The organism is Shewanella sp. T24-MNA-CIBAN-0130 (assembly GCF_040310185.1).
In the GTDB taxonomy this organism is placed as follows: Bacteria; Pseudomonadota; Gammaproteobacteria; order Enterobacterales; family Shewanellaceae; genus Shewanella; species Shewanella psychromarinicola.
Genome location: NZ_JBEOPP010000011.1, coordinates 54,655 through 75,686 on the forward strand (window position 1 = coordinate 54,655; position 21,032 = coordinate 75,686).

General features: G+C 41.4%; 19 protein-coding genes. 15 read left to right on the forward strand and 4 right to left on the reverse strand.

Annotated elements, in window-relative coordinates; all coding sequences use genetic code 11:
- Positions 1-443: 443 nt before the first annotated feature.
- Together AAEZ02_RS06775 and yaaA are read left to right on the forward strand one after the other, a co-directional pair.
- Entirely contained in the window at positions 444-1,880 is a 1,437-nt protein-coding gene (locus tag AAEZ02_RS06775) for an alanine/glycine:cation symporter family protein (protein ID WP_101034838.1), read from the forward strand.
- A gap of 101 nt (positions 1,881-1,981) precedes the next feature.
- Entirely contained in the window at positions 1,982-2,758 is a 777-nt protein-coding gene (yaaA, locus tag AAEZ02_RS06780) for a peroxide stress protein YaaA (protein WP_101034564.1), read from the forward strand.
- Positions 2,759-2,864: 106 nt separating this feature from the next.
- Here the strand turns inward: yaaA and AAEZ02_RS06785 are convergent, their stop codons facing one another.
- Complete coding sequence (locus AAEZ02_RS06785; RefSeq protein ID WP_101034565.1) at positions 2,865-4,310, reverse strand: M20/M25/M40 family metallo-hydrolase; 1,446 nt, start codon at positions 4,308-4,310, stop codon at positions 2,865-2,867.
- 132 nt (positions 4,311-4,442) lie between these two features.
- On the opposite strand from AAEZ02_RS06785, the gene AAEZ02_RS06790 reads away from it, so the two are divergent.
- Positions 4,443-4,739 carry an ArsR/SmtB family transcription factor gene (locus AAEZ02_RS06790; protein ID WP_101034566.1) on the forward strand — a complete coding sequence of 99 codons (297 nt, stop codon included), beginning with the start codon at positions 4,443-4,445 and terminating at the stop codon, positions 4,737-4,739.
- Between the two features lie 306 nt (positions 4,740-5,045).
- Here AAEZ02_RS06790 and AAEZ02_RS06795 read toward each other — a convergent pair whose 3' ends face one another.
- Positions 5,046-5,561: a hypothetical protein gene (locus AAEZ02_RS06795; RefSeq protein WP_351122365.1), complete on the reverse strand. Its 516-nt coding sequence runs from the start codon at positions 5,559-5,561 to the stop codon at positions 5,046-5,048.
- A gap of 106 nt (positions 5,562-5,667) precedes the next feature.
- On the reverse strand, positions 5,668-5,934 hold the full coding sequence (gene rpsT, locus AAEZ02_RS06800; RefSeq protein ID WP_101034567.1) for a 30S ribosomal protein S20: 267 nt from the start codon (positions 5,932-5,934) through the stop codon (positions 5,668-5,670).
- A gap of 258 nt (positions 5,935-6,192) precedes the next feature.
- On the opposite strand from rpsT, the gene murJ reads away from it, so the two are divergent.
- From murJ to AAEZ02_RS06860, 12 genes are all read left to right on the forward strand, one after another.
- The gene (gene murJ / locus AAEZ02_RS06805) at positions 6,193-7,752 is read left to right on the forward strand and encodes a murein biosynthesis integral membrane protein MurJ (RefSeq protein WP_351122368.1); all 1,560 of its coding nucleotides are present in this window, start codon (positions 6,193-6,195) and stop codon (positions 7,750-7,752) included.
- A 133-nt stretch (positions 7,753-7,885) separates the two neighbouring features.
- A complete protein-coding gene (gene ribF / locus AAEZ02_RS06810) occupies positions 7,886-8,821 on the forward strand; it encodes a bifunctional riboflavin kinase/FAD synthetase (protein WP_351075914.1) in 936 nt (311 codons plus the stop codon).
- Positions 8,822-8,853: 32 nt separating this feature from the next.
- Positions 8,854-11,676 carry an isoleucine--tRNA ligase gene (ileS, locus tag AAEZ02_RS06815; protein WP_351122371.1) on the forward strand — a complete coding sequence of 941 codons (2,823 nt, stop codon included), beginning with the start codon at positions 8,854-8,856 and terminating at the stop codon, positions 11,674-11,676.
- A gap of 12 nt (positions 11,677-11,688) precedes the next feature.
- On the forward strand, positions 11,689-12,201 hold the full coding sequence (gene lspA, locus AAEZ02_RS06820; RefSeq protein WP_124012214.1) for a signal peptidase II: 513 nt from the start codon (positions 11,689-11,691) through the stop codon (positions 12,199-12,201).
- Between the two features lie 2 nt (positions 12,202-12,203).
- Positions 12,204-12,647 carry an FKBP-type peptidyl-prolyl cis-trans isomerase gene (gene fkpB, locus AAEZ02_RS06825; RefSeq protein WP_124012213.1) on the forward strand — a complete coding sequence of 148 codons (444 nt, stop codon included), beginning with the start codon at positions 12,204-12,206 and terminating at the stop codon, positions 12,645-12,647.
- Positions 12,648-12,659: 12 nt separating this feature from the next.
- Positions 12,660-13,619 (forward strand): 4-hydroxy-3-methylbut-2-enyl diphosphate reductase, encoded by a 960-nt coding sequence (gene ispH, locus AAEZ02_RS06830; protein ID WP_124012212.1) that lies wholly within the window; start codon positions 12,660-12,662, stop codon positions 13,617-13,619.
- A 308-nt stretch (positions 13,620-13,927) separates the two neighbouring features.
- The gene (gene pilV / locus AAEZ02_RS06835; RefSeq protein WP_124012211.1) at positions 13,928-14,485 is read left to right on the forward strand and encodes a type IV pilus modification protein PilV; all 558 of its coding nucleotides are present in this window, start codon (positions 13,928-13,930) and stop codon (positions 14,483-14,485) included.
- On the forward strand, positions 14,482-15,447 hold the full coding sequence (locus AAEZ02_RS06840) for a PilW family protein (RefSeq protein ID WP_351122376.1): 966 nt from the start codon (positions 14,482-14,484) through the stop codon (positions 15,445-15,447). The genes pilV and AAEZ02_RS06840 overlap by 4 nt, the downstream gene beginning before the upstream one ends.
- A gap of 64 nt (positions 15,448-15,511) precedes the next feature.
- Positions 15,512-15,931 (forward strand): pilus assembly PilX family protein, encoded by a 420-nt coding sequence (locus tag AAEZ02_RS06845; RefSeq protein WP_124012661.1) that lies wholly within the window; start codon positions 15,512-15,514, stop codon positions 15,929-15,931.
- A gap of 11 nt (positions 15,932-15,942) precedes the next feature.
- Positions 15,943-19,437: a pilus assembly protein gene (locus tag AAEZ02_RS06850; RefSeq protein ID WP_351122379.1), complete on the forward strand. Its 3,495-nt coding sequence runs from the start codon at positions 15,943-15,945 to the stop codon at positions 19,435-19,437.
- Positions 19,438-19,452: 15 nt separating this feature from the next.
- Positions 19,453-19,848 carry a type IV pilin protein gene (locus AAEZ02_RS06855; RefSeq protein WP_124012208.1) on the forward strand — a complete coding sequence of 132 codons (396 nt, stop codon included), beginning with the start codon at positions 19,453-19,455 and terminating at the stop codon, positions 19,846-19,848.
- Entirely contained in the window at positions 19,845-20,153 is a 309-nt protein-coding gene (locus AAEZ02_RS06860; protein ID WP_124012207.1) for a TapY2 family type IVa secretion system protein, read from the forward strand. The genes AAEZ02_RS06855 and AAEZ02_RS06860 overlap by 4 nt, the downstream gene beginning before the upstream one ends.
- A 259-nt stretch (positions 20,154-20,412) precedes the next feature.
- On the opposite strand, the gene AAEZ02_RS06865 is transcribed toward AAEZ02_RS06860, so the two are convergent.
- A complete protein-coding gene (locus AAEZ02_RS06865; RefSeq protein ID WP_124012206.1) occupies positions 20,413-20,937 on the reverse strand; it encodes a GspH/FimT family pseudopilin in 525 nt (174 codons plus the stop codon).
- Positions 20,938-21,032: the final 95 nt, after the last annotated feature.

A 21,032-nucleotide genomic window follows, 5' to 3' on the forward strand; every position in this document is an offset into this window, starting at 1 on the left:
TACAATAACGTGGCCTTTATCTAACTTTTGAATAATGAATTTCGCTTTAGAGCGCATTTTGAGAGGTTTGTGGTTAATTAGTTGAAATTTAACTACACTTTTACGAAATTTTAAACATAGAGCATTTAGATGAGAAATGATAAAGTGTGATGGAACTCACTTGTTGCATTTCAATTAAGGTTTTCTGCAGCGCAGAAAAATACATCTAGTCGTATATCGCTTACAAACAAGTGGCCTTAGTATTCTCAGTCCTTGATAATCAATACCTATTTATACGCCATAGGTTGGTTTTTTATGGCAAGTTAGCCAAGGTATTTGAGTTTATTTTTATCGTTCGACACATAACAGTATAGATTCTGTTTTATTATGTGGCTTATATTCAGTGCAATAGCCTGGACTAAAATAATAATATTATTCACGGGGAAGATTAGACAATCATGGCAATGTTAGAAACGATTATTAATTTTATGAATAGCTTGCTTTGGGGCAAGTTATTGGTTTATGGGCTGGTGGGCGCTGGATTGTTTTTTACCATTCGTCTCGGTTTTATTCAAGTAACGCATTTTGTTCATGGCATTAAAGTATTGACGATTAGCCGTCGTCCAGGCAAGCATGGCTTATCATCATTTCAAGTTTTTTGTACCAGTATGGCGGCGCGCGTGGGGGCGGGCAATATGGCCGGTGTGGCCGTTGCAATTGGTACTGCAGGCCCTGGTGCGGTGTTTTGGATGTGGGCTATTGCGGTACTGGGTATGGCAACAGCAATGATTGAGTCGACACTTGCCCAAGTCTATAAAGTGACCGATAGTGATGGCCAGTACCGCGGTGGACCTGCATATTATATGGAGAAAGGTCTTGGCCAACGCTGGATGGGCGTGGTTTTCTCTTTATTGTTAATTGTAGCTTTTGGGTTAGTCTTTAATGCCGTTCAAGCCAACACCATTACTGGCGCGATGACTCAGGTTTTTGGTTTTGAGCCATTCGATGTCGGAATTGTTATTGTGCTCTGCAGTGCTTTTGTCATTGTTGGTGGCCTTAAGAAAGTAGCTAAAGTCTCTGAATTAATTGTGCCTGTTATGGCGATTGCTTACATCGCGATCGCATTGGTTGTAGTGGCAATGAATATTGAAAAGTTACCCGATATATTTATGCTGGTAATTAACAGTGCATTTGGCTGGCAAGAAGCCGCTGCTGGTGGTGTTGCCTATAGTGTTGCTCAAGCAATGCAAGCGGGTATTGCCCGAGGATTGTTTTCAAATGAGGCCGGAATGGGCAGTGCGGCAAACGTTGCGGCTAGTGCATCGCCAAACCCTAATCATCCAGCGTCACAAGGTTTTGTGCAAATGATGGGGGTTTTTGTCGATACTATTGTTATTTGTACTGCAACAGCCGCGATTATTTTATTGTCAGGAGATGCTGCAGCGAGTTCTGATGGTATAGCCAAAACCATTAGTGCCTTGACGAGTCATGTTGGCGAGTGGGGTGGTGCATTTATTGCTTTTGCCATTTTACTGTTCTGCTTTACTTCTATTATTGCTAACTATTCTTATGCAGAAACCAATGTGATGTTTTTGTTTGGCAATAGTAAAAAGGCCTTACCGTTATTTCGTGTCGTGGTGTTAGGCATGGTGATGTTTGGCTCGCTAGCCAAAATTAGCTTGGTGTGGGATTTAGCCGATGTCTCAATGGGATTAATGGCCATTGTTAACATTGTTGCACTGGTGTTGTTATCTGGTCTCGCGATCCGAGTCATTAATGATTATCGTGAGCAGATTGATGCCGGTATAGATCCTATTTTTGATACCAGTAAGTTTCCGGAGTTAGCCGATCAACTAGAAGAAAATATTTGGCCTAATTCGAGTGAACCCGTTAATAAATAAGTTTTGTCTATTAACCTAATCGAAAAAACCATGCGAGTACGGCATGGTTTTTTTACATCAATTTAGTATGATAACAATATGATTTTATCTGGAGCAGACTTATGTTGGTTTTAGTTTCACCTGCGAAAACATTAGATTTCGAAAACCCACCTATTACCAATACTCATACTCAGCCGAGTTTGCTTAAACAAAGCCAAACATTGATGGATGTATGCCGTGCATTAACACCAATGGATATTGCCAGCCTGATGAAGGTGAGTGATAAAATCGCTGGGCTTAATGCGGCTCGTTTTGCCGAGTGGCAGCCCCCATTTACGCTCGATAATGCCAAACAAGCTATTTTTGCGTTTAGAGGTGATGTATACACGGGGTTTGATGCAGATAATTTATCTGAGTCACAAATGGCTTCTAGTCAACAGCACCTGCGTATTTTATCTGGCTTATATGGTGTGCTTAAACCGTTAGATTTAATTCAACCTTATCGTTTAGAGATGGGAACAAAATTGACTAACGCTAAAGGCAGTAACTTATATGCTTTTTGGGGGGATATTATTACTAGTGAAGTGAATCAGGCGTTAAAAGAGCAGGGTGACGATATCATTGTCAATCTGGCCTCGAATGAGTACTTTAAATCGGTCAAAGTGAACCAGCTTGAAGGGCAGTTAATTACGCCAATGTTTAAAGATTTCAAAAGCGGTCAATTTAAAGTGATTAGTTTTTATGCTAAAAAAGCCCGTGGATTGATGGCTCGTTATATCGTTGATACCAAACCCGCTACTGTTGAGCAATTAACCGAGTTTGATCTTCAAGGTTATTATTACAGCAAAGCACAATCAACGGCGACAGAACCGGTGTTTTTACGAGATGAACAAAAGTAACTCATTTGAAAATAATAATATTAGGACAAAATGAGTACAATAAAAAAGCCCTTAAATGAGGGCTTTTTGAGTTATTAAGATAGGTTCTTTGTAGAGATAAAACGGATTAGTGCTGTTGTTTTTTCTGGGTAACCGGTCTTAAAGTAATTTCTGATTGCGCCATCATATAAGCAAATTGAGCATAAGCCGCCGCACTTTGTGCCAGTTTTTTTGGATCAATTTTATCCAATGTATCATTCGGCGTATGGTGATAATCAAAGTAATCAGTACCATCTTGATTTAACGACGCGACCGGAACGCCTAATGCTGGCAGCATAGACACATCTGGTCCGCCTGAGGCTTGGTTATTACCGAGTTCAACCCCGTTTAGCGTTATGGCTGAGTGTTGTTGTTTCACCTGTTCAAATGTGGCGGGGTTAACATTAAAATCAATTTTATAGACAGGTCCTGCGCCAAAATCAGATTCTGCAGCAATATAATGCTTGTCTAACTCATCAGCATGCTGCGCTGCATAGGCTTTACCACCGACCATACCGACTTCTTCTGCAGCGTATAATACCACTCGAATTGTGCGTGCTGGCTTTTGTGGTAAGTCTTGGATAAGTTTAGCTGCGGTGGTAACAATCGCGACACCTGCACCATCATCAATCGCACCTGTACCTTCATCCCATGAATCAAGATGAGCGCCAAGAAGGACTATTTCGTCTGGTTTACTGCTACCAGTGACTTCTGCGATAACATTATAAGAAGTGGCAATTCCTAAGTTTTCTGAGGTCATGTTCAAGGATAGCGTGATGTTAGGATCTCGCTTTAACATCGCATTAATTAAATCGGCATCGGGATTCGACATCGCCGCGGCGGGTATTTTAGGCGTCCCTTCTTCATAACGCATCATGCCAGTATGGGCCATTCTGTCATGATCGGTCCCAATAGAACGGATCACGATTGCCACTGCACCTTTTTGTGCGGCAACGATAGCACCACGGGAACGACCACCAACGGCTTCACCATAACCTTTCCCAGTAATATGGCGTTCAGTTTTGTGGTCGATAAACACAATCTTGCCTTCGATGCGCCCAGGCGAGGCATTGGTTAACTCTTCTAAGCTATCAAAACGTACTATGGAAGCTTTAAGACCGTTAATGGGCGTTGCGACACTGCCACCTAAGGCTGTGATCACCAACGGCTGTTCATAAGGAGATACTATGCTTGCGCGGGCGGTCCCTCTAGACCAAGCAGGCACTTGGACTGATTCTTTATAAACTCTATCAAATCCGAGTAACCACAGTTTTTCCATGGCCCAATCGACAGCGATAATATCTTTATCTGTTCCAGTCAATCGTGGACCCACTTCGACCGTCAGCGATTCAACAATGTCATAGCTCAAACTCGATGATAAGGCTTGTTTGGCTAACAGCAGACTGATTTGGGCATCATCTGACTGATTAATGATCAGATTATCGCCCACCGTTTTTGATGGTGAGGTTGCTTGGCAGCCAACAATAGCGACAAATACCGCTCCGACGAGAGTGGCTCTGTGATAGTTTTTCATGAGTTTCCTTTGATTATTATAGCTAAGTCTCATTTTTCACAACAATCTAGCAAAAAGTGTGCTTCATGTCCCGACTCTATTTGTAAGGGAACGCTATATTAGAGTGGGGATCGATGAGGAGAAGAGCGCGTGATGAATATAGAAAAAATGCAACATCAAGCAGATCATGCAGTCGTGTTGCTAAAAGCTTTAGCAAATGAACGTAGATTATTTATTTTGTGTCACCTTCTTAATGAAGGTGAAATGTGTGTTGGCGAAATGAATAAGAAGTTGGGCTTAAGCCAATCGGCTTTATCTCAACATTTGGCATGGCTTCGTAAAGACAATTTAGTCTGTACTAGGAAAGAAGCTCAAACTGTTTTCTATTCATTAAAAAGTGATGAGGTAAAAGAGTTAATTCAAGTATTGAACAATATGTACTGTTACTAAATTAACTCCGCAAACGTCTTAACTGATACATCTCATTAATGGTGTCTTAAGTTAAGGCGTTTAGTTTTATTAACGCTGTTATTAACCTTAATAATGTTGTGCGCGTTAATACCCAATAAATTCCAATACGTTTATACCTCATACTACCAATGTGTCAGTATGATAAATACTGTCAACGATCATCTCAAGCGCTTCATTTCAAATAGACATTGGCGAAAGTTTCCATTCTGTCTGCCGCCCACTCTGTACCCTTGCTTCTCTTGTTAAGTCGTTAGATCCTATAAAATCTTAGCCGCGAAGCTGTTCCTATCTCTGAGATGATAAGCGGTAGGGAACGATGACAAGCGATAACAAGCGATGGCAAGCGATGACAAGCGATGACAAGCGATGACAAGCGATGACAAGCGATGACAAGCGATGACAAGCGATAGCAAGCGATACAAGCGATAGCAAGCGATACAAGCGTTGGCAAGCGTTGGCAAGCGTTGGCAAGCGTTGGCAAGCGTTGGCAAGCGTTGGCAAGCGGTGATAAGCGATGGCAAGCGATGGCAAGCGATGACAAGCGATGACAAGCGATGGCAAGCGGTGACAAGCGATGACAAGCGGTGACAAGCGATGGCAAGCGATGGCAAGCGATGACAAGCGATGACAAGCGATGGCAAGCGGTGGTAAGCGATGGTAAGCGATGATAAGCGATGATAAGCGATGATAAGCGATGATAAGCGATGATAAGCGATGATAAGCGATGATAAGCGATGATAAGCGGTGATAAGCGATGGTAAGCGATGACAAACGATAGCAAGCGGTGGCAAGCGGTGGCAAGGACAAGATCCTAGCAGTGTAGCGACCTAGATCTTATAGAGAGGGTAAAACTTAGATATAAAAAAACCGGCCGAGGCCGGTTTTTTGGATCTTAATCTACAAAAAACTAAGCTGCAATAGCTTTGATTTTTGCGTTTAAGCGAGCCTTCTGACGAGCGGCTTTATTCTTGTGAATAATGCCTTTAGTCGCCATACGGTCAACAATTGGTTGTGCAGTAGCAAACGCTTCTGTAGCCGCTTTATGATCACCGCTTTTGATAGCAGCGATGACTCTTTTAACGTATGTACGTAACATAGAGCGACGACTAGCGTTATGCTGGCGACGCTTTTCAGACTGAAGCGCGCGCTTCTTTGCAGACTTGCTATTAGCCAAGGTGCAACTCCTAAAAACTGGATTTGATACTTTTAAGGCCGAGGAATATGCCTGCTTTTTGTCGTCTTGTCAACGACTATAGTTGAATAATAATCATAAAGATAAATTAATCCAACCTAGCATGCCAAACTTCAACCCAACTCGTGTAATATGTGGCGTAATTCTACCAGCTCTTCGGTCTGTGTGACAGCGTTAGAATAGAATATTTATTATAAATCCCATTAATTTCTTAGAAGTGACCGAGTGTCTGGGGGCTGTTTGAGCAAAAAATTATTTAAATCAGGTCTGATTGTCAGTGTTATGACGCTGATTTCCCGAGTATTAGGCTTAGTTCGCGATGTGGTAATTGCAAATTTAATGGGGGCGGGTAGTAGTGCGGATGTATTCTTTTTTGCCAATAAGATACCTAACTTTTTAAGACGTTTATTTGCTGAAGGGGCTTTTGCGCAAGCATTTGTGCCAGTACTGACTGAGTATCAGGAGAACATGACCCCAGAAGATACTCGTGAGTTAATCAGTAAGGTTGCTGGTACCTTAGGCGTACTAGTGACGATTGTGACTTTGTTTGGGGTCGTTTTTTCACCCGTATTAGCGGCCCTTTTTGGTGGAGGGTGGTTCGTCGATTGGCTCAATGACGGGCCTAATGCCGAAAAGTTCGAACTTGCTTCGGTTATGTTAAAAATTACTTTTCCCTATTTGTGGTTTATCACCTTTACGGCCTTAGCGGGCTCGATACTCAACACCCGTGGACGGTTTGCTGTATCAGCCTTTACGCCTGTATTTTTGAATGTTGCAATTATTGCGGTAGCTTTATGGTATGCGCACACCTTAGAAAATCCTGAAATTGGTTTAGCTTGGGGAGTCTTTTTTGGTGGTCTTATTCAGTTTTTGTTCCAAATCCCCTTTTTAATTCGTGAGAACGTGCTCGTAAAGCCAACGTGGGGATGGAATCATCCTGGTGTGGTAAAAATTAGAACCTTGATGATCCCAGCCTTATTTGGTGTGTCTGTTTCACAAATTAATTTATTGTTCGACACTTTTATAGCCAGTTTCCTGATGACGGGATCGATAAGTTGGTTATATTACGCTGACCGATTATTGGAGTTCCCTTTAGGATTATTTGGGATTGCCATCGCCACAGTTATCTTGCCTGCGTTATCGCAAAAACATGTTAATGCCCAAGGCAGTGGGTTTAATCAAACCATGGACTGGGGCGTTAAAGCCATTTTGCTATTAGGCACTCCGGCGATGTTAGGGTTAATTATTCTGGCCAAACCTATGCTGATGGTGCTGTTTATGCGCGGAGCCTTTAGTCTTAATGACGTTGAAATGGCGTCCTATAGCTTGGTTGCATACGGTTGTGGCTTATTGAGTTTTATGATGATTAAAGTGTTAGCGCCGGGATACTACTCGCGTCAAGACACTAAAACACCGGTTAAATATGGCATTATTGCCATGGTCAGCAATATGGTGTTTAACCTTATTTTTGCTATTCCATTTGGCTACGTGGGCTTAGCCATTGCGACATCAATGTCTGCACTATTAAATGCGAGTTTGTTATATCGCGGTTTACACAAAGCGGGCGTTTATCAAATGAGTCGACAAACGTTATTTTTCTCATTAAAAGTGATCATTTCTACAGCCTTAATGACCATTGCCATTATTTATTTTATGCCACAACAAAGCGTATGGCTTGAATGGCAAACCTTTGAACGTATGTTTATGTTGATTGAGCTTATTGTAGGCGGTGCAGTTATTTATTTGTTGAGTTTACTGGCATTGGGCGTTCGGCCTTGGAAAATTAAACGTCAGGGATAATTTCCAAGGTTAACGCCGACCGAGGATCGGCTGGTTATCCTAAATCCTGTGTAATAATCTGAGCCTGAAACTCGCATCTAACATTGGTTTGGGTATATAATCTGCCGATTTGCTATAGGCAGCATTGAGCGTAATGGAATTAATCCGCGGTATACACAATATTTTACCTTCTCATCATGGTTGCGTTTTGACCATAGGGAATTTTGATGGTGTCCATCGTGGTCATGCGCAGGTGATCAGCTGCTTGGTTAGTAAAGCGCATCATTTTCAACTACCTGCAACAGTAATGACCTTTGAGCCTCAGCCACAAGAACGCTTTCGTGGTGCAGATGCTCCCGCTCGTCTCAGTCTTCTGCGCGATAAAATTAGATTACTCGATGAGCTTAAAATTGACCAGCTACTCTGTATCAATTTTACTGCCGCTTTTGCTAATCAACCTGCTGAAGCGTTTATTGAAGAGTTATTAGTCAAAAAACTCGGGGTTAAATATCTCGTCGTGGGTGATGACTTTTGCTTTGGTAAAGGCCGCGAAGGTACTTTTGACATGCTCGTTGCTGCAGGTAAGCAATTTGGCTTTACGGTTGTCAGTACACAAAGCTTTGTGGTTGGGTCGTCGCGAGTAAGTTCTACGGCTGTAAGAGAACAACTGGCGTTAGGAAATTTAGAACAAGCAAGACGTTTATTGGGACATCCGTTCATTTTAAGTGGTAGGGTTGCTCACGGACAAAAATTAGGCCGTACAATCGGTTTTCCAACGGCAAATATAGCATTAAAGCGTAACGTTGTGCCTGTTCGAGGGGTATTTGCTGTGCGTTTGTATTGGGATGGCAGCGATATTTATGACGGTGTGGCTAATGTAGGGTTCAGGCCCACTGTAAATGGCCAAACCTGCAGATTAGAAGTCCATTTGTTTGATTTTAGCGGTGATTTATACGGCAAACGAGTGGAAGTAGAATTAATAGCAAAAATCCGTGATGAGCAACCCTTTGAGTCATTGGATGCGCTAAAAAAACAAATTTTAAATGATGCAAATGAAGCTCGCGCTTTATTTAGCAACGATGCTAGCTGAAATGAATCAGCTTTAATAATGGTATGGGATCAATGAGCGACTATAAATTTACTTTGAATTTGCCGGAAACAGAGTTTCCGATGCGCGGTAATTTGGCAAATCGCGAGCCAGAAATGTTAACTCGCTGGACGCAAGATGGACTGTATCAACAGATCCGTGAAAGCCGAATTGGCCGTAAACCTTTCATACTGCATGATGGCCCTCCATACGCTAATGGCAGCATTCATATTGGTCACTCTGTTAATAAAATTCTTAAAGACATTATTATTAAGTCAAAAACCATGTCTGGTTTTGACGCACCCTATATCCCTGGTTGGGACTGTCATGGATTACCGATTGAGCTGAAAGTTGAGCAAAAAGTCGGTAAGCCAGGTGTCAAGATTTCTGCAGCGGAATTCCGTGAAGAATGTCGTAAATATGCAGCTATCCAAGTTGACGGTCAACGTGATGACTTCATTCGTTTAGGGGTATTAGGCGATTGGCAAAATCCGTATTTAACCATGGATTTTTCAACTGAAGCGAATATTGTTCGTTCACTGGCAAAAGTGATTGATAGCGGTCATTTGCACAAAGGTGTTAAGCCAGTGCATTGGTGTACCGACTGTGGTTCGGCACTCGCTGAAGCGGAAGTGGAATACGAAGATAGAACATCTCCGGCTATTGATGTCGCTTTTGTGGCGGTTGATAGTCAAGCTGTTGCCGCTAAATTTGGCGTTGAAAATTATACTAAACCAGTAGCGATGGCAATTTGGACTACTACGCCGTGGACCATCCCTGCTAACCGTGCATTGTCGTTAAATGCCGAGTTAGATTACAGCTTGATTGAGTTTGTTAAAAACGGTGAAACCACAACATTGATTTTGGCTCAAGTGCTTGTTGAGTCATGTCTTGAACGTTACGGCGTTGAAAGCCATCAATTATTAGGCGAAGTTAAAGGGGCTGAGCTCGAGTTAATGCGCTTTAACCACCCATTCTATGCCTTTGATGTACCAGCTATTTTAGGTGACCATGTCACCACAGATGCGGGTACTGGTATTGTACATACCGCCCCAGGTCACGGTCAGGACGATTTTATTGTTGGCCTGAAATACGGTTTGGAAGTGGCCAACCCTGTTGGCGATAACGGTGTTTATAAAGCCGATACTGAGTTTTTTGCCGGTCAGCATGTCTTTAAAGCTAACGCCAATGTGGTTGAGCTGTTAAAAGAGAAAGGTGCGTTATTACTTCATGTTGCTTACCTTCACAGCTATCCACATTGCTGGCGCCATAAAACACCGATTATTTTCCGTGCGACACCACAGTGGTTTATCTCTATGGATAACCACGATCTGCGTTCGCAAGCATTACAAGAAATAAAGCAAACCAAATGGATCCCTGATTGGGGTCAAAGCCGTATTGAAAAAATGGTAGAAAACCGCCCAGACTGGTGTATTTCACGTCAGCGAACTTGGGGCGTACCGATCACATTATTTGTTCACCGCGAAACGGATGAGCTGCATCCCGACAGCGTGTCATTAATGGAACGAGTTGCGCATCGCATTGAACAGCAAGGTATTCAAGCTTGGTGGGATTTAGATGCAAGTGAATTGTTAGGTGATGAAGCAGATCAGTACCGTAAAGTCACTGATACATTGGACGTATGGTTTGACTCAGGCTCATCATTCTCTTCAGTTGTTGCTGCGCGTCCAGAGTTTCAAGGACATGAAATTGATTTGTATTTAGAAGGTAGCGATCAGCACCGCGGTTGGTTTATGTCATCATTAATGATTTCAACGGCGATGAATGGTAAAGCACCTTATAAGCAAGTATTGACTCATGGTTTTACCGTTGATGGTAAAGGCCGCAAGATGTCAAAATCTGTCGGTAATGTGATAGCCCCATTACAAGTGATCAATAAGCTCGGCGCTGACATTTTACGCTTATGGGTTGCTGCAACCGATTACAGTGGCGAAATGACAGTCTCTGACGAGATTTTAAATCGCAGCGCTGATGCGTACCGTCGTATTCGTAATACTGCCCGTTTCTTGTTAGCTAACTTAAATGGCTTTAACCCAGAAACTGACATGATCCCGTCTGAAGACATGGTCGCGTTAGACCGTTGGGTCGTGCGTCGTGCCGCTGCACTGCAACAAGAAATAATTGAAGCGTATGATCAATACAACTTCCATTTAGTGACTCAAAAGCTGATGCAGTTCTGTTCAGTAGAGTTAGGCAGTTTTTATCTTGATATTATTAAAGACCGCCAATACACAGCTAAGCAAGAAGGTCATGCTCGTCGGAGTTGCCAGTCAGCGCTTTATCATATTGCAGAAGCAATGGTACGTTGGATGACACCCATTTTAAGCTTTACTGCTGATGAACTATGGCAGTTGCTACCAGGTAAGCGTGAAAAGTATGTGTTTACCCAAGAATGGTACCAAGGTTTAGAAGCGGTGACACTTGACAGTGATTTAAGTGATGATTACTGGGAGAAACTATTAGCTGTCCGTAACGAAGTTAACAAAGTGCTTGAACAAGCTCGTCGTGATAAACGTATTGGTGGTTCATTAGAAGCGGAAGTGACATTGTTTGCTGATGCTGATTTAGCCGCTGAGTTAGCTAAAGTAGGTGATGAGTTACGTTTTGTACTGATCACCTCTAAAGCTGCTGTTGCCGATATGTCACAAGCGGGTAGTGACGCCATCGAAACTGAATTAAGCTCGCTTAAGTTAGTGGTTGCTAAAAGTGCGGCACACAAGTGCGAGCGTTGCTGGCACTATCGCGAAGAAGTTGGCACCATTGAAGATCACCCAACATTGTGTCAACGCTGTGTGACCAATATTGAAGGTGAAGGCGAACACCGCGACTTTGCTTAAGGAAGCATATACATGAGTTCTGTACCATTAACGTGGAAAGACAGTGGCTTGCGTTGGTATTGGGTAGCTGCATTGGTGTTTTTAGCCGATCAGCTCTCTAAACAATGGGTGCTTGCCAATTTTGATTTGTATGAGTCTATACAGCTTTTACCCTTTTTTAATTTCACTTATGTGCGAAACTACGGAGCGGCTTTCAGTTTTTTAAGTGACGCAGGGGGCTGGCAGCGGTGGTTGTTTACCGTTATTGCTCTCGGTTTTAGTACCTTGTTAACGATCTGGTTACGTAAGCAGTCTTATTCGCTATGGCGCAGCAACCTCGCTTTTACGTTAGTTATTGGCGGTGCATTAGGTAATTTGATTGATCGTTTAATGCATGGTTTCGTGGTTGATTTTATCGATTTTTACTGGAATACCAGTCATTATCCAGCGTTTAATATAGCCGATGCGGGGATCTTTATGGGTGCCGCATTGATCATTTGGGACTCATTTAGACCCGAGACAAAGCCATTGAAGGAGCAAGAGTAACTATGACAGATTTAACTAAACAAGATAGTCGTTCATTGTTGTGTCATATGAATATTGTACTGGAAGATGGATCTACAGCTGAAAGTACAAAATCATCAGGTAAACCTTCACGCTTAAACATTGGTGATGGTAGCTTAAGTCCGGCTTTTGAAGACCAGCTTAAAGACTTAAATGAAGGTGATAAGCACCAATTTACCTTAGCGGCAAAAGATGCATTTGGTGAATCCAATCCAGATGCGGTTCATTATATGGACAGAAGCCGCTTTCCTGCAGATATGGAGCTTGAAGAAGGCGTTATTGTCAGTTTTGGCGGTCCTGGTGGGAGTGAAATACCGGGTATTATTCGTGATACTGCTGGCGATTCAATTACCGTCGACTTAAACCATCCACTAGCAGGACGCACGATAACGTTTGAACTTGAAGTTGTCAGTGTCATCACTGAGTAAAAAAGGTATCACATGCTAAAAGTTGATCCAACGTCTCCTGAGCTTAATATTCTACTCGCCAACCCTCGCGGATTTTGCGCAGGGGTAGACCGCGCCATCAGTATTGTAGAACGTGCTTTAGAGTTATTTGAACCGCCAATTTATGTACGCCATGAAGTCGTACATAATCGTTATGTGGTCGAAAACCTAAAACAGCGAGGTGCTATTTTCGTTGATGAACTTGAGCAAGTACCAGACAATAGCATTGTTATTTTTAGCGCTCATGGTGTATCACAGACAGTAAGAAAAGAAGCAAAACACCGTGGTTTAAAAGTGTTTGATGCGACATGTCCTCTAGTGACCAAAGTACATTTACAAGTGACCCGTGCAAGTCGCAAGGGTGTTGAGTGCATTTTAATTGGTCATGAGGGACATCCAGAAGTTGAAGGCACCATGGGGCAATATGATAACCCTAACGGTGGTGTTTATCTTATTGAATCTCCTGAGGATGTGAATAATCTTCAGGTCAATAACCCAGATAACCTCTGTTTTGTCACTCAAACTACGCTTTCTGTCGATGACACCTTAGATATCATTACTGCACTAAAACAGCGTTTTCCTTCCATTGAAGGACCTCGTAAGGATGATATTTGCTACGCGACACAAAATCGCCAAGATGCGGTAAGAAGTATGTCTGCTGAAGTCGATTTATTGATTGTTGTCGGTTCCAAAAATAGTTCTAATTCAAATCGTTTACGTGAACTGGCTGAAAAGACCGGTACTCAATCTTATTTAGTTGATACCGCCGCCGATGTTGAAGCAATCTGGTTTAACGGGGTGAAGAAAGTGGCAGTAACAGCCGGGGCATCAGCGCCCGAAGTGCTAGTGCAACAAGTTGTTAACGCGATAGCGACACTTGCACCGAGTGTGATAACTGAAGTTGAAGGTCGTAAAGAAGACACTGTGTTTGCAGTTCCGGCGGAATTACGTTAATTAACGCCAATAAATGCTGTAAAACTTACCCGCATGCTATTCTAGTTTGCGGGTTTTTTGTACTAAAAAATAAACCGAGTATAGTGCTGATAAATCGATTAATCTATAAACTATAGTTAATATACAATATTGATACTATCTGATTACATTTAAGTCAGCTATGATAAGTTTGTTTTATAAAAGTTTGACTCATCTATGTTAAGTTTGTTTTATATAAATTTGTCTTGTAGTGTCAATCTAAATAAGAATAATAAAGATTTTAAAGGTAAAGATAGTTTGATTTTTATCTTTCGGGAGGTTTGAAGCTCATGTCGCCAAAAAGGAATGGATTTTCCTTAATCGAAGTTATGGTCTCACTGGTTATTCTAGTGATAGGCCTTATAGGTATTTTTAATCTTCATTTAGTTGCCAAGAAGGGCAGTTTCGAATCTTTTCAGCAAACTCAAGCGTCATATTATGTTAATGATATTATTAATCGTATGCGCATCAATAGCGGTCAACTTGCGACTTATGCTGGTACCTACACAGGTACAACGATTACATCAGCTACGTCTTGCGATGTTGCAGTTGGTGGTAATGTCAATTGTACTAATATTGAAACCAGAAACTGGGACCTGTACCAATGGGAACGGGCATTTTTAGGTGAAAATGAAAAATCCTCTGACAATAAAAATGTAGGTGGTTTAGATTCGCCTACGGCCTGTATTGATATCGACGCTAGCAATAATGTCACCGTAGTTATGACTTGGAAAGGCGTTAGATCTTCATCAGATGGTACTGCAGACAAAAGTGCTTTTATTAAAGGGTGTGGTTCTAGTAGCGATAGACGACGAGCATTGGTTGTCAATACGGCGATTATAATATGATAAAAGCATTTCATAGTCAGCGAGGCATGTCGCTAGTAGAGTTAATGGTCGCTATGTTAATCAGCTTATTTTTAACGGCTGGTCTTTTTACTATGTTTAATATGTCTTCCAGTAATGTAACAACAACTAGCCAATTTAATCAATTACAAGAAAATGGCCGAATCGCATTAGCGATTATGGAACGCGACTTAAGCCAGCTTGGTTTTATGGGTGACATTACGGGGACTGATTTTATTGTTGGCAGTAATACAACGTTATCTGGCACCGCAGTAACGGCTGATTGTGTGGGTGCAGGGTTAAATAATGCCAGTTTTCCTAATACACAACTTTCTCATTTCAGACGCTTGTGGGGATACGAGCAAGGCGTAAGTGCAGAATCATTAGCGTGTGTTTCACCTAATAACGCCACGGATGTCATCCAAATTAAACGCTTAATAGGGCCACCAGCAACAGTTCTCACCGCAACACGCTATTACGCAGCATCTGAGAAAAATGAAATCATATTTTTCAATGGCAGTGCCGCTGCCCCTGGGTTAGCGAATAGCCGCATTTGGGAATACCAGCATCATGTCTACTTTGTTCGTAATGACGGCACCACTCCCGTTTTAAGGCGTCGGACGTTATCAATAAATAACGGCATGAATAACGAAGAACAGCTCGTAGAAGGCATAGAAAATATGCGTATTTTATATGGTTTTGATATTAATGGTGATGGCACAGCAGACAGTTATATGCCTGCGCAAAACGTAACAACGTTAATGTGGGATAATGAACAGTTTCAGCGTTTAGTTGCCTTAAGGGTATTTTTATTGGTTCGTTCAAGCGAAGAAGACAGAAGTTATACAAATGATAATACTTATAAGCTAGGTGACAAGACCATTGGACCACTTAATGATAACTTTCGTCGAAAAATAGTTTCAAGCACTATTGTTTTAGAAAATCCAATTTTAATCAACCAATAATATCACAGCTCATTTCGTAATTTTTTTGAGTGGATGCAGGAAAGGTAGGTAAATGATCACATCAATAAAGACGCAGCAGGGAATTGTGTTGTTTTTTTCGTTAATCGTCCTAGTGTTAATGACCTTGATTGGTGTGGCATTGGCAGTCAATTCGACCCAGTCATTGAGAATGGCTGGTGCGGGTTCAGAAAGAATTGAAGCGATGGCTTCAGCTAAAGGCGGACAAGATAAAGTTATTTTGGCAAATACAGGCAACACTTTCACAAGTATGACAGCTATTTCTCAAATAGTTGATAATGACTTAGGTGTTACAAATACCATAACACCATTGATTGTAGGAGATGTAGGTTGTCAACGAAATGTAAAAGGCAATTCAGTTGCTATACTTTGTCGTCGATTTGAAATTTCGAGCGCTTCAACATTTGGCCGCAATAATATGGGGCTAGTGACAGTGGTTGTTGGTATTGAACAAGAAGTTAACTGAAGGAGTTGGTCATGTTTTTTAAACAATTATTTTATACATTGCTATTTGCAATTTTGGCTTACTCATCCATCAGCTTCGCCGATGATACTGAGTTGTATGTGCTTGAGTCTACCGCTCGTACGGGTTCTAAACCGCAAGTACTGATTATTTTTGATACCTCCGGTAGTATGGATACAAGCTTTAATACAGATGATCCTTACGAACGCGGAAATGAAAATGTCAATAGTAATGGGCGTTTAAGGACGAATACTAAATTATTTTTTACGCGTAATACTAGTAGCATACCATTGGCATCCAGTAATCAATATTTTTTAAATAGTAAAAATGGCTGTAATGTCGGAGAAGGTTACTTAGAAAAATATGGTTTGTTTACTGGGTATATACGTGAACATAAATATATAGGTGAAAATGGTGAATGGTCTGAATTACCTTTAACTGATGGAACGAGTATTCAATATACCGATTGTTATGAAGATATTGCGGAAAGAGATTATATTAATCGTTCAGTAACTAATGGTTTTCCAGTTGATGGATTAGGTACATCAACATCTCCCCAAAGACATACACCTATTAATGGTTCTTCCTCTACTGCGCAAGTTGATGCTGCAATAACTACAGCAAAACTAACCAATTTTGGTATTGGTCAGCCCATTACTCTGTTTACCGAAAAATATGTGAATTGGCATCACAGTACAAAATCCAAACATGATTATTCGCGATCACAAGTAGCGAAACGCGTTATAGAAGATACTATTGTCACAACTCCCAGTGTTGATTTTGGTTTGTCAGTATTTAACTTCGATGAAGGCGGCCGTATCGTTTATGGTATTACGCCCAATAATGAGACAAATAAACCCAGTTTACTTTCAACAATTAGTTCACTTCCCGCAAACACTTGGACACCATTATGTGAAAGTCTTTATGAGGCTTATCATTATTTTGCAGGTAAAAGTGTTTTATATGGCAATGTAGACCCCTCTAGAACGCCTCATAGAGATACTACAATAGAATCTAGTGGAAGTTATATATCTCCATTTGTGGGTAAGCAATGCCAAGACAAAGCTTATGTTATTTATATTACTGATGGTGCGCCCACTAGAGACAGTGGCGCTGATGATTTAGTTAAAGATCTTTCTGGTATTTCTGATTCAGATAAATACTCTGGTAGTTTCTTGCCTGCTCTTGCTGGTTGGTTAAATAAAAATGATGTCAATACCAGCCTTGATGGCACTCAAACTGTTTCAACTTACACCATCGGTTTTGGTTCTGATGCAAATTCAGTCGCGGCTATTTTAAAAGAAACGGCATCACGTGGTGGTGGAGCAACTTACACAGCAGCTAATGCTCAAAAGTTACAAGAAGCATTACAATCGATTTTCTCTAATATTTTAGAAACTAACTCTAGTTTTACTTCGCCATCGATTGCCAGTAATAATTTTGATAGAACCCAAACATTAGACTCGGTTTACTACGCAATGTTTTTACCTAATGAAGGTCCTCGTTGGGTGGGTAACTTGAAAAAGTTCAAAGTGACTGGGTCGGGTGATATTGTAGATAAAAATGGTAATGACGCCATTGGTGATGATGGTAATTTGGCCTCGTCTGCATGTTCTTATTGGACATCGGATGCTGTCTGCAGTGCCACAAGCGGCGGCGGTGATGGTAATAATGTTGAAATCGGTGGTGCATTAACTAAGCTTCAATCAACGCCGAGTCGCACTTTATACGGGAACTTTGGTACAGGTGGCGCTATTGAAGCTTTCACTAAGTCAAAAGCTGCAATCAGTCTTGGCAGTGAAACAGCGTTAGCAACCTTTATGGGTGTCGATAAAACTGAACTCACCAAATTATTTGATTGGACGATTGGCATCGATGTTGATGATGAAGATAAAGATGGTTCAACAACAGATAAGCGCTCAGATATTATGGGTGATCCACTGCACTCTAAACCGTTAGCAATTAACTATGGTACTGCGGGCTCACCCGATATACGTATTTTGCTTGGTACTAATGCAGGCTTTTTACACATGTTTAAAGACAATGGTGCGAGTGTTGAAGAGTCATGGGCATTTATGCCGCAAGAACTATTACCTAACCTTCGTGAGTTAAGGGCAAACGTACCAACAGGAGTTCATTCTGTTTACGGTATGGATAGCCCACCTGTTGCATATGTAAAAAGAAATGCATCAGGTGCAATTGATAAAGCTTGGCTATTTGTTGGTATGCGCCGCGGGGGAAAATCGTATTATGCCCTTAACATCACCAACCCTGATTCTCCACAATTTATGTGGAAAGTTGATCCGAGCTCAACAGGGATGAGTGATATGGGTCAGTCTTGGGCAGAACCTGTGGTCACGTTTATCCCTGGCGTACCTGCAGGCAATACCTCCGCAGATACTGCCTCTCCAGTGGTTATTATTGGCGGTGGATATAACCCTTCAACTAAAGATGGTGCAGGGGTTGGTACTGATGACACTACCGGCCGCAGTGTTTATATTTTAAATGCTGAAACTGGAGCCCTAGTGTATCGATTTGGTACAGGCTCTAGTGGCACACAGTTACCTGGTATTGTTGATAGCATCCCAAATAGTATTGCAATATTAGACAGTAACGGTGATAGATTGACTGACAGATTATATGCAACTGACACAGGGGCTAATATTTGGCGTATGGATTTACCCAGTGCTTCACCGACGAGTTCTACTAGTCCGTGGACTGCATTTAAGTTTGCGAGTTTAGGCGGATCTACACAAGCAACCGATAAACGCTTTTTTGCCGAACCTGCAGTGGCGCAAACGATATTTAATAATATTTCTCAAGTGTCGGTTACTGACTCGTCTAATAATACAACCACGAGCTTAACGTATCAAAATATCCCTTATGATGCCGTTACGGTGGGCAGTGGTCATAGACCGCACCCTTTAGATACTACGCGTTCAGATAAGTTTTTTGTGTTACAAGACCGTAATGTAGTGACTAAATCGTTTACTGGCGCTACAGGTAAAGAGATCCCGGCTGTGTTAGCGTTAGTAAATCTTTATGATGTGTCTTCTACACCTCCTACAACCGAAGCGCAGAATATAGAATTTGGTCAAAAACGAGGTTGGTATTATAACTTTGCTGCGAAAGGGGAAAAAAGTTTATCGGCCTCTACAATCATTAATGGAAGAGTGTTCTTTACCTCTTATGTTCCAGGAGATAATACATCTGCGAACCAATGTTTAGCCATTGGTCAAGGGAGATTGTATGGCTTTGATTTACATAAAGGTACCCGTTCGTATACTCAAGAATATTTAGAAATGGGCGCACGAGTACCTGATACGCCTCAGTTAGTCATACCACCAAATGGTACATCAGATAGTTATATGTATTTAATTGGTATTGGCTCTGCTGGTGATGATATGGATAAAGTGGATGATGATGATGATGGCTGTGCTGCTGGTGATAATAAATGTATCCGTGGTGGGCCAGGCGTGAATAAAATTTATTATCATATTGATGAGTAGAAAAGAGTATAAATAATGAAGCAGTTACAGTCCGGATTTACATTAATTGAAGTGATGATCACTGTCGTGATAGTGGGCATTTTAGCTTCAATTGCTTATCCAAGTTATACTCAATTTGTCGCTAAAGGAGCTCGAGGTGATGGCTTGGCAGGTGTTATGCGTGTTGCTAATTTACAGGAACAATTTTATTTAGATCGTCGTAGCTTCACTACTGATATGACAGAACTTGGTTTGTCTGTAGATCCTTGGGTTGTTGAAAATACTTATTATAACGTCGATACAACCTTGAGTGGAGATGATTACACAGTGACAGCCACTGCCGTTGGTGTACAAGCGACTCGTGATAGTGCTTGTGCGACAATATCGTTAACCTCAACGGGTGCTAAGTCACCTACGGAGTGTTGGAAATGAGAACAGTAATACCTTTTGTTCTATTATCAATATTTATATCTGCTAATGCTTCATCTGCGGATGATGCAGTAACGACATTAACACCTTATAAGTGCCATATAGAAACGGCTAATGGTGCTAACATAGCATTGTTTGAGTGGGATAAAGCGCTCGTTATACAAGAACAGAGCGCTTTGCTTGCAGAGTATGTTCCAACTATCTCAGATGAGCGGCTTATGGTTAAAAGAGTGGTTGAGTGCATAGCGGAAGATAAAGTTTTTAAAGATGTATTAGTGCGTGAGCTTGATGCACAAAGAACGTATTAGTATCCTATTGAGAAGATAGTGCAAAAAGGCTTACTTATTTACATAAGTATGCCTTTTTTGTTAGCTAACTTGAACTTGGGAGAAGGGATGCATATGCTATTAAAAATCAATATGTTAAGCAGAATCCACTTTCAAGTTTGTTATTTTTTATACTAACAAGGCGAATTGACGCGTCAATAGTTAGTCTATTGTAAGTCGGTTCAACGCAGTTAGTAGGGCAAAGGGCTGCTTGAAAGGCGTTTATTATCCTTAACTCAGGTTAGCTACACGCCACTGTTGTAGTTACTTTTGAAATTCGCCCTGAGGAATTGATATTTAATGCTTCAGAAGAACTGCTCGTTACTTTGCCAGGGCAATATCTAAATACGCTACTGCCGCCATTAGTGCCCATACCATCAGGGTTAAAGCTATATCTTGAAAGATCTGATTTAATAAAGTCATTACTATTAAACGCATCCACTTTACGTAGAACCACATCAGCAATACCATTGGTTGTATCCATTGAGCCAAGAGTACCATTATCAATAAATACACTAAATCCTTTTGTCCAGTCACTCCCACACGACGTTGTTGTCATAGGACAGATAGAAACTCTGCTTCCGTAACTAACGGCTTGACTACGGGCAAATACAAACGAGGATTCAATGGTGCTGATAACACTTCTTGCTCTTATACCTTCATAAAGGCTGGTTAACGACGGCACGCCAATAGCTAACAGTATTGCAGCAACGGTAATGGTCACCATCAATTCTATTAGAGTAAAACCAGATTGTATTTTTTTCATGCGCAATTCCTCTGCTATATAAAACAGAGTATAACCAAGCGCAACATGAATGACAGTGTTTAATTGACTATTTGCAGACATCACTGCTAATCAAT

What these genes read in the sequence shown, in the direction of transcription:
- AAEZ02_RS06775 (WP_101034838.1), top strand. Translation starts at nt 444, where the DNA reads ATGTTAGAAACGATTATTAATTTTATGAATAGCTTGCTTTGGGGCAAG.
- yaaA (WP_101034564.1), top strand. Translation starts at nt 1,982, where the DNA reads ATGTTGGTTTTAGTTTCACCTGCGAAAACATTAGATTTCGAAAACCCA.
- AAEZ02_RS06785 (WP_101034565.1), bottom strand. Translation starts at nt 4,310, where the DNA reads ATGAAAAACTATCACAGAGCCACTCTCGTCGGAGCGGTATTTGTCGCT.
- AAEZ02_RS06790 (WP_101034566.1), top strand. Translation starts at nt 4,443, where the DNA reads ATGAATATAGAAAAAATGCAACATCAAGCAGATCATGCAGTCGTGTTG.
- ribF (WP_351075914.1), top strand. Translation starts at nt 7,886, where the DNA reads ATGGAATTAATCCGCGGTATACACAATATTTTACCTTCTCATCATGGT.
- ileS (WP_351122371.1), top strand. Translation starts at nt 8,854, where the DNA reads ATGAGCGACTATAAATTTACTTTGAATTTGCCGGAAACAGAGTTTCCG.
- lspA (WP_124012214.1), top strand. Translation starts at nt 11,689, where the DNA reads ATGAGTTCTGTACCATTAACGTGGAAAGACAGTGGCTTGCGTTGGTAT.
- fkpB (WP_124012213.1), top strand. Translation starts at nt 12,204, where the DNA reads ATGACAGATTTAACTAAACAAGATAGTCGTTCATTGTTGTGTCATATG.
- ispH (WP_124012212.1), top strand. Translation starts at nt 12,660, where the DNA reads ATGCTAAAAGTTGATCCAACGTCTCCTGAGCTTAATATTCTACTCGCC.
- pilV (WP_124012211.1), top strand. Translation starts at nt 13,928, where the DNA reads ATGTCGCCAAAAAGGAATGGATTTTCCTTAATCGAAGTTATGGTCTCA.
- AAEZ02_RS06840 (WP_351122376.1), top strand. Translation starts at nt 14,482, where the DNA reads ATGATAAAAGCATTTCATAGTCAGCGAGGCATGTCGCTAGTAGAGTTA.
- AAEZ02_RS06850 (WP_351122379.1), top strand. Translation starts at nt 15,943, where the DNA reads ATGTTTTTTAAACAATTATTTTATACATTGCTATTTGCAATTTTGGCT.
- AAEZ02_RS06855 (WP_124012208.1), top strand. Translation starts at nt 19,453, where the DNA reads ATGAAGCAGTTACAGTCCGGATTTACATTAATTGAAGTGATGATCACT.
- AAEZ02_RS06860 (WP_124012207.1), top strand. Translation starts at nt 19,845, where the DNA reads ATGAGAACAGTAATACCTTTTGTTCTATTATCAATATTTATATCTGCT.
- AAEZ02_RS06865 (WP_124012206.1), bottom strand. Translation starts at nt 20,937, where the DNA reads ATGAAAAAAATACAATCTGGTTTTACTCTAATAGAATTGATGGTGACC.